Origin of the sequence: Microcoleus sp. A003_D6 (assembly GCF_036702825.1) — a bacterium.
Lineage (GTDB): Bacteria > Cyanobacteriota > Cyanobacteriia > Cyanobacteriales > Microcoleaceae > Microcoleus.
Genome location: NZ_JAUBWA010000069.1, coordinates 24,521 through 38,342, shown reverse-complemented (window position 1 = coordinate 38,342; position 13,822 = coordinate 24,521). Strand labels below are relative to the sequence as shown.

Sequence of the window (13,822 nt, the reverse complement as noted above, 5' to 3'; positions counted from 1 at the left end):
ATCTCCACGATGGCTTTCAACTTGAACGGTTTCAACTTCAACCAATCGATTATCGACTCTCAAGGTCGCGTCATCAATACTTGGGCTGATGTTATCAACCGCGCTAACTTGGGTATGGAAGTAATGCACGAGCGCAACGCTCACAACTTCCCTCTCGACTTGGCTGCTGGTGAAACAACTCCAGTTGCTTTGGTTGCTCCTTCTATCAACGGCTAAGTTTTAGTCTGAGATAAACAAAAAGCGCTCCTAGAAATAGGGGCGCTTTTTGTTTGGGGATTTTTTTTAGAGACTTTATTCTGATATCTAGTCCGGTAAAATAACCGTTATCAGATTTTTAGTGATGACTTTAGTCCTCATAATACTGAGGACTAAAGTCATCATTACGAACCAATTTTATTCTTGTTGTTCGAGGTGCAAATAAACTCGGCTATCGAGAGGGCTGGCGCTTCTTCTCAATATACTGCTGGTGGTAATCCTCTGCCATATAAAATTCACCAGCAGGTTTGATTTCGGTGGCAATATCTTTGTCGTATTTACCGGAAGTTTGAAATTTTTGTTTGGAGGCGCGAGCGGCTTTTTCTTGTTCCCAATTGTGATAAAAAATCACAGACCTGTACTGTTCGCCTCTGTCGGGGCCTTGGCGATTGATTTGGGTAGGATCGTGACAGTTCCAGAATACATCTAGCAGTGTTTCGTAACTGATTTGCGATCGATCGTACTCCAAGAGCACGGCTTCAGCGTGACCCGTGACTCGGGCGCAAACATCCAGGTAGCAGGGATTGGGCCAGTGACCTCCTGTGTAGCCCGCAGCAGTCGAGACGACACCCGCAACGGCGCGAAACTTGTGTTCGACTCCCCAAAAACAACCGGCTGCAAATGTGGCTTTTTCCATTGTGTTACTCATCGTATTGGGAGAAAAGTTGGCACTTCTTGTTATGCTTGACAGATTCCCATTAGCGTGCATTCCCAGACCAATCGCGGCTGCACGTAGTTTAGCAAATATTGCCGCGCTTTTTCCAAGGGTTCTAAGGGCGATCGACTAATTCCCCCGGATAAAAATTGCTGCCAGTAACAGTGCTGTAAATAATCAATTAACCACAACTGAGATTCAGTATCTAAAGTTTTATCAATTTCCTTGGCCAATTCCAAAGCAGAGCGCAGATTTTGAGGCAACTGCTTCACCTTTTGCAGCAAATCATCGGGTATTGATTGCAGTTGCTGCCAAATAGCAATTGCCTCCCCAGGGCTTCCCTGGGCCATCCCCATTACCTCGGAATGCGATAAAATCTCCGCGAATCCCGCTTGCTGCAAAACTTGTGCCATTGCTTCGGGATTCAGCCGAGAAAACTGGATTTTTTGACAGCGGGAAATCAAAGTGGGCAGTAAAGATTCCACAGTCGGAGCAATTAAAATTAGCGCTGCTTTTCCCGGTTCTTCCAAGGTCTTCAACAAGCCGTTAGCGGCTCCCTCGCCCATTGTTTCTGCTTGTTCCAAAACTACGACTGAACGCGCAGCTTCTAGCGGCGGTCGGCTGAGAAATTCACCGATCTCTCTAACTTGTTCTAAGCGAATTTGAGGCGGTGCTTTCCGCTTTAAACCGGCTTCTTCTGCTTCTTTAGTCGAAAGCCGTTTGCCTTGGTTCATGTAAGTTGGTTCTACCCAGAGCAAGTCTGGATGATTTCGCTGCCGCACGCGATTTTGCACGGCGGTGATTAGTCTGGTTTCGGGAAGATTGGCTGAGAATAAAAGCTCAATGAAACACCTCGCTGCTAAACTTTTGCCGATACCGTTAGAGCCGATAAATAAATAACCTGGAGCAATTCGGTTTTGCTCGAATGCTTGGGTCAGTAATTCTACGGCTCGTTGTTGTCCGATTAATGATGTGAAATAATTCATGTTTGCGGAAGAAGGAGGAAGTTCGGCAACGGATTCTGTAACGGATGTAACGGATGTAACGGATATCAGGATGAAGGAAGAAAATCTAGGGTTTCAGCAATTAAGAACATCTTAACCGTCGGGGGTGGTTGCTATAATACCAAAAGGTTATTGTGGTTTAATAGACTGCTCAATAATTGTTTTGAGTTAAGAATGTTAAATTGTAAGTTGCCGCAGCCGGACAGGGCATTGCCGTGTCTCTACACATTATCTAGCGCTATTTTTGAGAATTGGTATTATTTAAATATCCCCAAGCTTCTAACTTGCGAGTTACAACAGTTTGAATTTCCTGAGCGACTTCATCTTCAGGTCGATCGCCATCGATCCGGACAATTCGAGATCCATTTTCCTCGGCTAACTCCGCAAAACCTTGCTGTACAAGGCGGTGAAACCCCAAATCTGCTTGCTCGATCCGATCGCACCCTCCCCGAGTTTTTACCCTCGCCAAACCCGCCTCCACATTAATATCCAGCCACAAAGTCAGATCGCTTTGCAAGCCGCCGGTGGCAATTTCATTCAACTCCTTAATTAAATTTAAATTAAGACCGCGGCCGTAGCCCTGATAAGCAATTGTAGAATCAGTAAAGCGATCGCACAAAACAATTGTTCCCTTCAATAACTCGGGTTTAAGAAAAGTTTCGACGTGCTGAGCGCGATCGGCCGCATACATGAGTAATTCTGCTCGATCGGATACAGATTCGCCCGAATCTTGTTTCAGCAGCAAATGTCGCAGTCCCCTTCCCAGCTCAGTACCCCCCGGTTCGCGAGTAGCCACCAACGGGACTCTCAGCAAGCAAGTTGCTTGCAGAAAATGTATCAACCGCTGCATTTGCGTAGTTTTACCCGCACCTTCAACCCCCTCAAACACGATAAGTTTGCCCTTCATTGCCCTAACTTCCCAGGAGAATAAAATATATCCATATTGTGCTGTGCATCTCTTCTAGTTTCGGTATGATAATAAAGTCTAAATGCCTCACGGCTGGAGTTGTCTATGGCTCGCTATACTGGTTTTTTTATCGTTGCCGTTCCGATCGACCGTCTCCGTCAGTCCCTGATTGAAATTTTAGAGTCATGCAATCTTGATATTATCTACAATACAGGAGATTCAGTCATGGCTCGCGAACTTCCCGGTCAAGTTTCGATTGCCAAACTTGTCACCGCAGAAGTCCTAATTGAGAAAAATACGGCCAGCGACTCAGAGGTTCGCATGAACTTCGTGATTAAAAACGAGGAACTGCCACTGCAAACCAACAACCACTGCCGTCAAATGTTCGAGCTAGTCAGTCGTTCAATTATGAACAACAATAATTGGCGGCTCTTGGAAAGTATGGCACTGTAGCCATCAGTCAGTCAATTTTAGATTTTAGATTTTAGATTTTAGATTGACTCCACAGATGAATCTGGGGCCTCGAACTAACGTCGAAACTTCTTTGCTTTCTACTCCTGGTGTGAGGGGTTTGTCACCCTCTTGGGATGAGCTCATCAGTCATTAATTTCTAACTAATGACCGATGACCGAAAGCATCCAGGATACAAGCCCCCGGATTCATCCGTGGGGTCAATGCTTCAATTCTTTAATAGACCTCTTGCAAAAATAGCTGGGACGGGCAAGATGCCCATCCCACAAAAAGTTTTTTTCTTGTGGAATGGGCCGGAGAGCCCGTTCCAAAATTTGATTAAAAGGACTTTTGCAAGAGGTCTAATCTAAAATCTAAAATCGATTGACCCCCGACTTTTATCTGCAATCCCTAAATTTAAGCTCGAAATCCCCGGCGCAGCAGCAAAGAATTTGTAACTACGCTAACAGAACTAAACGCCATAAATGCACCCGCCGCCGCAGGACTGAGTAGAATTCCAGTTGCAGGCAGCAAGATACCGGCTGCGATCGGAATTCCCAGAGTATTGTAACCAAAAGCCCAAAATAAATTTTGGCGAATCTTGTTGAAAGTAGCGCGCCCCAGCTCGATCGACTCAACAACATCCATCAAAGCATTTCGCATCAGCACAATTTGAGCAGTCTCAACTGCGACATCAGTGCCGCAGTGCAAACCGATACCGACATCCGCTTGAGCCAAAGCCGGGGCGTCATTGATGCCATCACCCACCACAGCCACTTTACAGCCTTGGGCTTGCAAAGTCGCGATCGCCCTCGCCTTCCCCTCCGGCCGCACCTCGGCCAAAACATCAGCCGCCGCCAAACCTAGCTGCTGCGCCGTCACAGCCGCCGCAGACGCCGTATCCCCCGTCAGCATCATCACCCGCAATCCCATGCCCCGCAAACGCTCCACCGCCGCCTTAGCATCCGGCCTCAGAGTATCTTTTAGCCCGATTACCCCCAGCAAAACGCCCCCAGAAGCCACGTAAACCGCCGTTTTGCCTTTGCAAGACCCCGACAATTCCGTCGCCACAGCGACCCCCTGCTCCTTCATCCACTCGGCATTCCCCGCGAACACCCGCCGGCCCTCCACCAAAGCAGAAACCCCGAAGCCCGGTTCCGTGCAAAAATCCTCAGCAGCTAGCAGTGGCAAACCTTGATGTTGAGCTTCCAGCAAAATCGCTGCGGCGATGGGATGACAAGCGCCCCTTTCCACCGCCGCCGCAATTTGCAGCAGTTTTGAGTCAATTGTGGAACAGGCATCTTGCCTGTTGCCAGAAACCCCATCAATTGTGGAACAAACATCTTGTTTGCCTTCAGAAACCCCATCAATTGTGGAAATTGTGGAAATTGTGGAACAGGCATCTTGCCTGTTGCCAGAAACATCATCAATTGTGGAACAGGCATCTTGCCTGTTGCCAGAAACCCCATCAATTGTGGAAATTGTAGAAATTGTGGAACCAACATCTTGCCTGTTGCCAGAAACATTATCAATTGTGGAAATTGTGGAAATTGTGGAACAGGCATCTTGCCTGTTGCCAGAAACCCCATCAATTGTGGAACAGGCATCTTGCCTGTTTCCAACATTAATATCTGAGTTCAAATCCAACTCAGAATTCTGGAAAACCGGCAAATAATCTGTGAGTGTGAGATTTCCGGTTGTCAGAGTGCCAGTCTTATCAAAAACCACCGTATCTAATTGATGCACCCGTTCTAAAACATCACCACCGCGAATTAAAAGCCCGCGCTCCGCCCCGATGCCAGAACCGACTAAAATTGCAGTTGGGGTAGCCAGTCCCAAAGCGCAAGGACAAGCAATAACTAAAACTGCGATCGCCAATTTCAAACTTAACAGCAAAGGCGATTGATAATGGATAATTGGTAATTGGTAATCGGTAACTGATAATTGATTTCCCATGCCCGATGCCCCATGCCCCATGCCCAATGCCCCATGCCCCATATTCATTGCCCCGTGTCCCATATCCATTACCCCGTGTCCTAAAAGCACAGAAGGCCAAATATGAGTCCCGGCAAAATACCAAAATAGGAAAGTTAAAACCGATATCCCCATTACCCCATACACAAAATATCCCGCCACAGTATCAGCTAAATTTTGAATCGGTGCTTTGCGAGTTTGGGCTGCCTGCACCAAAGCCACCATTTGAGCTACAGTTGTTTCCTGACCGGTGCGAGTTGCCCGCATCACAACTGCCCCGGATTTATTGATAGTTCCCGCCGCAACTGCATCTGGTGGTTGCTTCAAAACCGGCATTGATTCGCCAGTCAGCATCGACTCATCTACGGTTGTTTTGCCTTCGCAAATTTCGCCGTCTACCGGTATTTTTTCCCCAGGCAAAACTTGCAGCCATTCTCCGACTCGGACGCGATCGGCTGGAATTTCAATGTATTGTGGATTGTAGACCTCTGATGTCGAGTTTGAAGGCAATTCTTCCGATCGCAAATCTAAACTCGAAAGTTTAAAATCAACTAAGCGGGCTTTCGCCGGCTGCAATGCAATTAAAGCTTGCAAAGCTGATGCAGCGCGCCGTCTGGCTTGCTGTTCGAGAGTTTTGCCCAACAAAATAAAGCCCAGCAGCATCACCGGTTCGTCAAAAAAGCACTCCCATCCCATCCGTGGAAACAGCAGCGCGGCGTTGCTAGCAGTGTAAGCTGTAACAGCCCCTAAAGCTACCAAAGTATTCATGTTGGGTGCATTTCGCCACAAACTGCGGCACCCGTCAACGATAATCGGGCGGCCCGGTAGCAGCAAAGCTAGGGTGGCGAGTCCCCAGTGAAACCAAATATTGCTGAGAATTGGGGCTTGTGTGCCGAGTACGTGACCTAAACCGGATAGAATAATTAGGATAAGGGCGATCGACAATTGATTAATTTGCTGTCGAATTTCTTGCCGCCGCCGTTCGATTGTTGCCGCTTCTGCTTCCCGCTGATTTTCACCTAAACGAGACCGAGTGGGAAATCCATTATCAGTCAACTTTTTCGCTAAAGCCTCTGCATCGACAGTCCCCGGTTGGCACTCAACCGTTGCGACTTCTACGGCCAAGTTAACGCAAGCTGAAATTACGCCTGAATACTGCATGAGTTGGCGTTCCACAGCTTTCGCGCAGCCGGCACATTTCATCCCCCCGACATCGAAAGTAACAAGTTCTGGCGGCGATTCTTTAACTGGTATAATTTCTGGTTGAATTTCGGCGATTGTTTTGGGCAAAAATTGCATGGTTTTTTTTTGGTATTGATTAGAATATTTCGCTACTTCTGAAAGGATTTAATGCGCTGTTTAGACAAATGTCTATATTTTTATCATAGATAAATTTTGTGGCATCTTCCAAAAGTGTTAGTTTTTTTTAATTCTTCTTAATCCCCGCCGGTTTCAACCGCCCGTTTATAGCGGTTTTCAGTTGAGTGAAGTACAGATATCGTGTAGGGACACGGCAGTGGCTATACGTATCAACTTAAATTTGAAACCCCCACGATGAATCTCGCTTTTAGCTGAGTCTCGATCTCCTTAGTAGACCTCTTGCAAAAATCCTTTTAATCAAATTCTGGAACGGGCTCTCCGGCCCATTCCACAAGAAAAAAAATTTTGTGGGATGGGCCGGAGAGCCCGTCCTAGTTATTTTTGCAAGAGGTCTATTAATGGCATATCTGTTTCGCCGTCAAGTTTATCAACTTATCTAAGCCTTATGCTGTAAGGTGTTCAGCCGATATTTCCTAGCAATAAGGTCAAAATTATTAAAAACTCCTGTTTCCCTGACGCGGAGAGGCTTTGTCAAGACGCAAATCCGAAATTGAATCGTAAAATAAAACATCCCTCCGCAGTCGCTAGTTCCTAGCAATAAAGTCATACGCTGTTGTTCATGCCTCGTACCAATTACCTTCTTTCTTCTAATAGCTGAGATCCTAGTTGCGAGGCGGCGCTACTTGCGCTAAAGCCTAGCACGAACTGCTCACCCCGGAATAGAAATCACAAACTCCGAACCCTGCCCCAGGCAGGAATTGACGAGTAACGTACCTCCATGTTTTTCCACAACAATTTGGTTAGCAATCGACAATCCTAATCCGGTTCCTTGACCCACAGACTTGGTTGTGAATAAGTGGTTAAAGATGTTTTCCTTGACTTCGCCCGACATCCCCACTCCATTATCCTTAATGCGAATCACAACCCGGTTTTTGTCTTCGCTCAGAGCAGTTTGAACCGTTATTTGATTGGGTAGGGCTTTAATTTCCTGAAAACTGATCCCCTTATTTGACTCCTCCAGAGCGTCAATGGCATTGGCCAGTACATTCATAAATACCTGGTTCAACTGTCCGGGAAAGCATTTCACTAGGGGCAAGTTACCATACTCTTTCACAACTTCAATCGCAGGGCGAAACTCGCTCGCTTTTAAACGGTGCTTGAGAATCAGCAGAGTGCTTTCAAGTCCGTCGTGAATATTGAAAGAAACTGGTCGATCGCTATCTGCCCTCGAAAACGTTCTCAAACTTGTACTGATATTGCGGATGCGATCGACTCCCTCCTTCATCGAGCCAATCAATTTGGGCAAATCTTCTCGCAAATACTCCAAGTCCATCTCCTCAATTTCTGATTCAATTTCCACTCCCGGATCGGGAAATTTTGCTTGATAGAGCTCGATCAAGTGGAATAAATCCCCCACGTATTCTTGGGCTGGTTCAAGGTTGCCGGCAATGAAGCCGACCGGATTGTTAATTTCGTGAGCCACCCCTGCGACTAAATTTCCGAGAGCAGACATCTTCTCACCCTGCACCAGTTGCAACTGCATCTGTTGGAGATCGTGAAGATACAGCTCTAGTTTTTGGGCATAATCCTGTGATTGCTGATACAGTTGGGCGTTCTGTAAGGAAATTGCAGCTTGGGAGCAGAGGATGTTGAGGATGGCGACGCGATCGCGCGTAAACACCCCCGTTGTGAGATTATTCTCTAGATATAAAATGCCTATTAACTCACCTTGATGCAAAATCGGGTTACACAAAATACTCTTGGGTTGCTGATTAATGATAGATGGATCGTTAGCTAAAGTCGGCTCCGCACTCACATCAATTAGCACAGTAATCTGCTGGTCATGCTTGACTTTGTAGATTAGTTTTAAGGGAAGCTCCTGACTGTTTTCAATAGGAAGGTGTTGCAACACGACTGGCTCTGTCCCCAGAGTAATCGACCCTTTAATTAACAGTCGATCGTCTTGCAAGAGCATTAACACGCACTTATCAGCTCCTGCATTTTCGATGGCGATCGAAAGCAACGATGTCAGTAGTTTTTTGAGGTCTATTTCACGGGATATTGCTTGGGAAGCTTTGAGAATAGCAGCTAAATCTAAAGCCACAGAAACACTACTACTGGATGTGGTCGAACTGGTGGAGGTGACACTACCCAATGTGAAGAGAGTTTCGTGAGAGGAGAGAGGAGAACTGGTTTGCTCTAATATAGGTTTAAGTAGTTGAGGATAGCGAGTTTCTAAGTCAGCGACTTTGGCTTTTGCACCCCAACGAGCGTAGGCATAGTAGGCTTGGGTCATGTATTCCCCAGCTATGCGCTCTTTGCCCCAATCTAGGTAGAACTTTGCTGCCAGTTCGTTGGCAAGTGCTTCTTCTTGCATATATTCGTTAGCTTTGGCAAGAGAAATCGCCTGGTCGTAAAACTCAATTGCTTTGGCTTTTTGTCCTAACACTCTGCATTTTTCTGCTGCTACCAAATCAACCTTATGTTGATAATTCATGGGTGCATGATCCGCCCATTGCTGTAACTTGGTTTGATTTTCAATTACACCCTGCAATGCTTCTGATGTTTCATCTAACTGTGGATTTAATTGTGCCAGAGTTAGCAGAGAATCGTAGAGATAAAATACTGGTTCGGTGACTAATCCCGCACCAGCCATAAAATAGCGCCTGACTTCAATAGCATGATTTTTCGCTGGCTCAATTTCTCCAAACAAGAAACAAAGCATCAGTTTATACAAATGGAAAATATACAATCCATATCCATCATTGGCGGATTGTAGCTGTTGGAGAACTTCTGTTTCTTCAAGGGCTTTTCCAGACAAAAGGGTGGTATGTTCTGCAACACCTAGCAAATTTAAAACTGCTTGCCAATAAATCCGACAATAATTTGCGGTTGTCAATTGATTTAATTGCATCAAACTATGGCAGTAGGCGCTAATATCCTGCTCTAAGGTAGCCAGGTGTTTACTGCACCAAAAAGAATTGAGACAAAAAGTGTGCCCGTTATATCCAGCAAGTACCAGGTTTCCAAATTCTAGAGCGCTGGTGTAACCCTCTTGCAACAGGGGTAGTGTTTCTTTAATGTGAGATTTGCGGTGTACAACAAATATCCCCAAGATCATCAAAACATCTGTTTTACTTGCTTTGGCATCGAGTTTTGAGATAATCTGGAGTCCCAGGTAACCAAACTGCGATCCTGTATCTATGGCTTGTAAGAAATTGCAGAGAATATTGCCATAGGTTGCATAGCCTAAAGCAGAAGTCGATGTGTTACCGTACTGAATTGAGAGTTTAACGGACAAACTATTCAGCAATGGGTACAGCGCAGAGCCAGAGAGATAAGCTGCCGGGATAAGGAAATTGACAATTTTAAGAGTACCGAGTTTTTCTACATCTGTCATTTCAGGCAAGTGAACCAAGTCAGCAATTTCCCGATCGCCAATGAGTTCCTCAATCTGTTGGATTTCCTGTTGAATATCTGATGGTGTAGGTGTTTCAGGAAAGGTGACACCAAGCTGTTGTAAGATTGGTTGGGCGATCGCGATCGCTGAGGTCAATTTACTTTGGGAAATATGAGATTGAATTCTCAAGCAGTAAACATTGACTTTTTCAGGTAAGGATCGTGCCTGTTGAACGACAATATCAATGAACTGTTCCATCCCCTCAAAATTACCGTTTAGCATTGCCACTTCCGCAGCTAATTCATGCAAGGCGAGGGTCATTTCATACTGCTGCTGCCAAGTATCTTTTTCCAACAAAGACAATCCCGCTGTCGCATATTCACGCGCTGCTTGATAAGCAGTTGAAATTTTGGCTTTGCGACAGGCAATTAAATTGAGTTGGGCTAATTCTTCTCGTTCTGTTGGTTGGGTAATTAAAGCTGTTCCGTGATTTAATTGATTGACTATTTCAAAAATACGGTCTTCTCTTGCTTGTGCGGAAATCTGTTGCAGCAGCAGTTGTCCGATTTGGTAATGAGTCGCCTGTTTTTGGTCGTCGGGAATCAGGGAATAGGCAGCTTGTTGGACGCGATCGTGTAAAAACTTGTATTTGGGTAATTGGTCGTGGGTAGTTGATAATTGGTCAAATTCCTGACCATTCCCGATTACTAATTCGCTATTCCCCTCTGCTTGATAAAACTTGTAAATTTCACTAATGGGTAAAATTAGCCCGTCTTGTAGCGCCTTCCATAGAGCTGTTGCGGTTTCTACTGGCGAATTTTCATCAACAATTGCTAACGTCGCCAAATCGAACTGATTGCCAATACAAGCAGCTAACTTTAACACGGACTGTGTTCTGGTTGGCAACTTTCGCAACTGAAGTGCCATGAATTCTACTACATCATCCGTTAGTGCCAAGGTTCGCACGACGGCAATATCGCACTGCCAATACCGAGCTTCACAATTAAATTCAATTAGCCCATCTTCATGCAAAGATTTGAGGAATTGCGTGCTGAAAAATGGATTGCCTTGGGTTTTTTGATAAACGAGTTCTGTCAAAGGCAGAGCCAACGCTGTAGAGCAAGCTAGAGTATCGGCAACTAAACTATTTACGTCGGTTCGATCGAGGGGAGCTAAGGTAATAGTATTCACCTTTGCTTCAGTTTTTTGAATCTCTGCTAACGTCAGCATCAATGGATGCGCTGGAAATACTTCGTTATCCCGATAAGCTCCAATTAATAAGAGATAGCAGTTATCGGTTTTACTCATCAGCAGTTGAATTAATTTTAACGAGGCTGAGTCTGCCCATTGCAAATCGTCCAAGAAAATCACTAATGGATGTTCTTTTGTTGTGAAGACTTGAATGAATTTTTCAAACAACAAATTGAAGCGATTTTGACCGGCACTTCCAGAAAGTTCGGGGACTGGCGCTTGCTGTCCGATAATACGTTCGAGTTCGGGAATGACTTCAACGATTACCTGAGCGCTATCGCCCAAAGCTGCCAATATTTCTAACTTCCATTGTTCAACTCGAGCATCTGTTTCCGATAGCAATTGTCCCATCAAATCGCGAAAAGCTTGGACAAATGCACTAAAGGGAAGGGTACACTGGAATTGGTCGAATTTACCTTTAATAAAGTAGCCTCGCTGTCTGACAATTGGTTTGTGAACTTCGTTGACGACAGCGGTTTTGCCAATGCCGGAGAAACCGGCAACGAGCATCATTTCGGTGCTACCTGCACTCACGCGATCGAAGGCAGATAGCAGGGAGAATACTTCGCTTTCTCTACCGTATAATTTTTCGGGGATGATGAAGCGATCGCACAAATCTCGCTCCCCTATTGTAAAGTTAGTCAGCGCCCCTGTCTCTTGCCACTGGTGCAAACAAGTTTCCAAATCAAACTTGAGTCCGATCGCACTTTGATAGCGATCTTCAGCATTCTTCGCCATCAGTTTGCTAACCATTTCAGACAGCACCAATGGAACGCTGTGGTTGACAATGGAGGCTGCCAGTGGCTGTTTGGCAAGGTGGCAGTGTACCAAATCCATTGGATCGTCTGTTTGAAATGGTAACTTTCCTGTTAGTAATTCGTAGAATGTGACTCCTAGCGAGTAGAAATCTGTGCGGTAATCAATGCCTCGGTTCATCCGCCCAGTTTGTTCGGGAGATATGTAGGGTAAGGTGCCTTCGAGGACGTTGGGATTGTGAATTTCTTGGGTTTCGCGAGGCAGCAGGGAAGCGATGCTGAAGTCAATCAGCTTGACTTCTTTGCTGACCGGGTTAATCAGAATGTTGGCGGGTTTGAGGTCTTTATGGATGACTCGGTGGCGATAAAGTCCGTCAAGGGCGTTGGCAATTTGAATCGCAATGGGAAGAAATTCGTTAACGGGCAAGCCTTCTACAGGTTCGTTGCTATCCGATGCAATACTTGAGAGGTAGGTACTTAAGGAAATTCCCCCAAAGTCTTCCATCACCAGAGCATAGTGGTTATGGTAAGTATCCAGGCTGTATGCCTTGACACTGCCGGGGATCTCTAAGTTTTTAGCAATGATGTACTGGTTGCGAAAGTGAACCAGTTCGTTGAAGCGGGGAAAGTCATTTCGCAGCAGTTTGATCGCGACCGGCTGCCCGTTTTCCGTGCGAATGCCGCGATAAACTAGAGTTCGATTGCCTGCGTATATTTGCTCGTTAATGTGATATCCTAGGAAAAGATTTGTGATGTTAGTCATACCTACGTATTCCTACTACTTTTGTCAAGCCTGAAGCTTCTTAGAGTTAGTCTCTAATATTGTCGCTCTATCTGCCGTGTTCTTCAGTGAATTACATTTTTCTTAACATATTTGGGAGGTCAAACTATGAAAGAGCTATTTTAAAAATAAGACTTGATTTTTTTGAGGTAATAGCTGTTGATACTGGAGTTGAGACTGAGTAGAAAATGACTCAGCTTTAGCCGATTGAACGACAGCAGTTCAGGGAAGAGGAACTTCAGAGGCTAATCAGGTACGAAGAGAGTGTTTTTGAAACCGATGCTTGAAGGCGATCGCCTGCGCGCAGTCTTGCACAGTAAGTATAATTAAGGCTTTCATTCTCTAGATGCAAGTGGCGTTATACTTATCAATAAAATACCAGAGTTCTCCAATATGATTGGAGAGTTGTTTCGAGAATAAAAGAGTTTTTATGACTGGTGCGAGATATTCTTTGTCTTATCGTATTATTAAATTTTTCTATATAGAAACTTTTGCCAGTATCCTTTCCTACTGATTTGTGTTTCTTTAGGAAAAACTATCTAATCGGCACTTAAAAACTCTGTATAGCTGACAGCACATTGACTCTGGAACGGCCGGCAGATCGTCTCACAATCCCGCTCGCAGCCGTTTCATCTCTTTTACCAATATCTACTCCTACAATTTACCTAAAAAAATACATCTCCCACTGCTTGTTACGCTTAAACATTACAAATGACCACATTTTATAGCAATCCTTGCAGGAGTCGTAAATTTTTTACCCCACCCCAACCCTCCCCGAACCCGATCGCTCGGGAGTAAGAAATTCACAAATGATGCGAGGATTGCTATAAGCTGTCGCGCATTTAAATTGTATATTCAGGGCGGGCGGGACGCCCAACCCCTACTCCCCACTCATTGTTTGATTGTTTTTTAACATACAATTTAAATGCCGCAACAGCCGATCGCATTGAATTATTAGCTTCCGTTTTTTTAAAGTTCACTTGCACTTCTCTCGCTTACTGCTCCTAATTTTTGATTGACATAGGATGCCATTAGCCACCTGTCTGCGGTGATGATTTCGCCGCCCTGTT

Annotated in this window: 6 protein-coding genes and 1 pseudogene; 2 read left to right on the top strand and 5 right to left on the bottom strand. The window is 45.3% G+C overall.

All coding sequences use genetic code 11. From position 1 onward, the window contains the following. Positions 1 to 216 (top strand): annotated as a pseudogene (locus QUB70_RS19280) (photosystem II q(b) protein); the annotation flags it as partial. A 211-nt stretch (positions 217 to 427) separates the two neighbouring features. On the opposite strand, the gene msrA reads toward QUB70_RS19280, so the two are convergent. The 3 genes from msrA to tmk all read right to left on the bottom strand — a co-directional run bounded on the left by msrA (position 428) and on the right by tmk (position 2,821). Then, positions 428 to 904, bottom strand: coding sequence for a peptide-methionine (S)-S-oxide reductase MsrA (gene msrA, locus QUB70_RS19275; protein ID WP_442927799.1), 477 nt, complete (start codon positions 902 to 904; stop codon positions 428 to 430). A 29-nt stretch (positions 905 to 933) separates the two neighbouring features. Further along, positions 934 to 1,896 (bottom strand): DNA polymerase III subunit delta', encoded by a 963-nt coding sequence (locus QUB70_RS19270; RefSeq protein WP_332982791.1) that lies wholly within the window; start codon positions 1,894 to 1,896, stop codon positions 934 to 936. Between the two features lie 256 nt (positions 1,897 to 2,152). Beyond that, complete coding sequence (gene tmk, locus QUB70_RS19265) at positions 2,153 to 2,821, bottom strand: dTMP kinase (RefSeq protein WP_332982790.1); 669 nt, start codon at positions 2,819 to 2,821, stop codon at positions 2,153 to 2,155. A gap of 105 nt (positions 2,822 to 2,926) precedes the next feature. Here tmk and QUB70_RS19260 point away from each other — a divergent pair, with 105 nt between their 5' ends. Then, positions 2,927 to 3,274, top strand: coding sequence for a hypothetical protein (locus QUB70_RS19260; RefSeq protein ID WP_190659999.1), 348 nt, complete (start codon positions 2,927 to 2,929; stop codon positions 3,272 to 3,274). Positions 3,275 to 3,688: 414 nt separating this feature from the next. Here the strand turns inward: QUB70_RS19260 and QUB70_RS19255 are convergent, their stop codons facing one another. Together QUB70_RS19255 and QUB70_RS19250 are read right to left on the bottom strand one after the other, a co-directional pair. Continuing rightward, on the bottom strand, positions 3,689 to 6,544 hold the full coding sequence (locus QUB70_RS19255) for a heavy metal translocating P-type ATPase (RefSeq protein WP_332982788.1): 2,856 nt from the start codon (positions 6,542 to 6,544) through the stop codon (positions 3,689 to 3,691). 730 nt (positions 6,545 to 7,274) lie between these two features. Next, positions 7,275 to 12,734 (bottom strand): trifunctional serine/threonine-protein kinase/ATP-binding protein/sensor histidine kinase, encoded by a 5,460-nt coding sequence (locus QUB70_RS19250; RefSeq protein ID WP_332982787.1) that lies wholly within the window; start codon positions 12,732 to 12,734, stop codon positions 7,275 to 7,277. Positions 12,735 to 13,822: the final 1,088 nt, after the last annotated feature.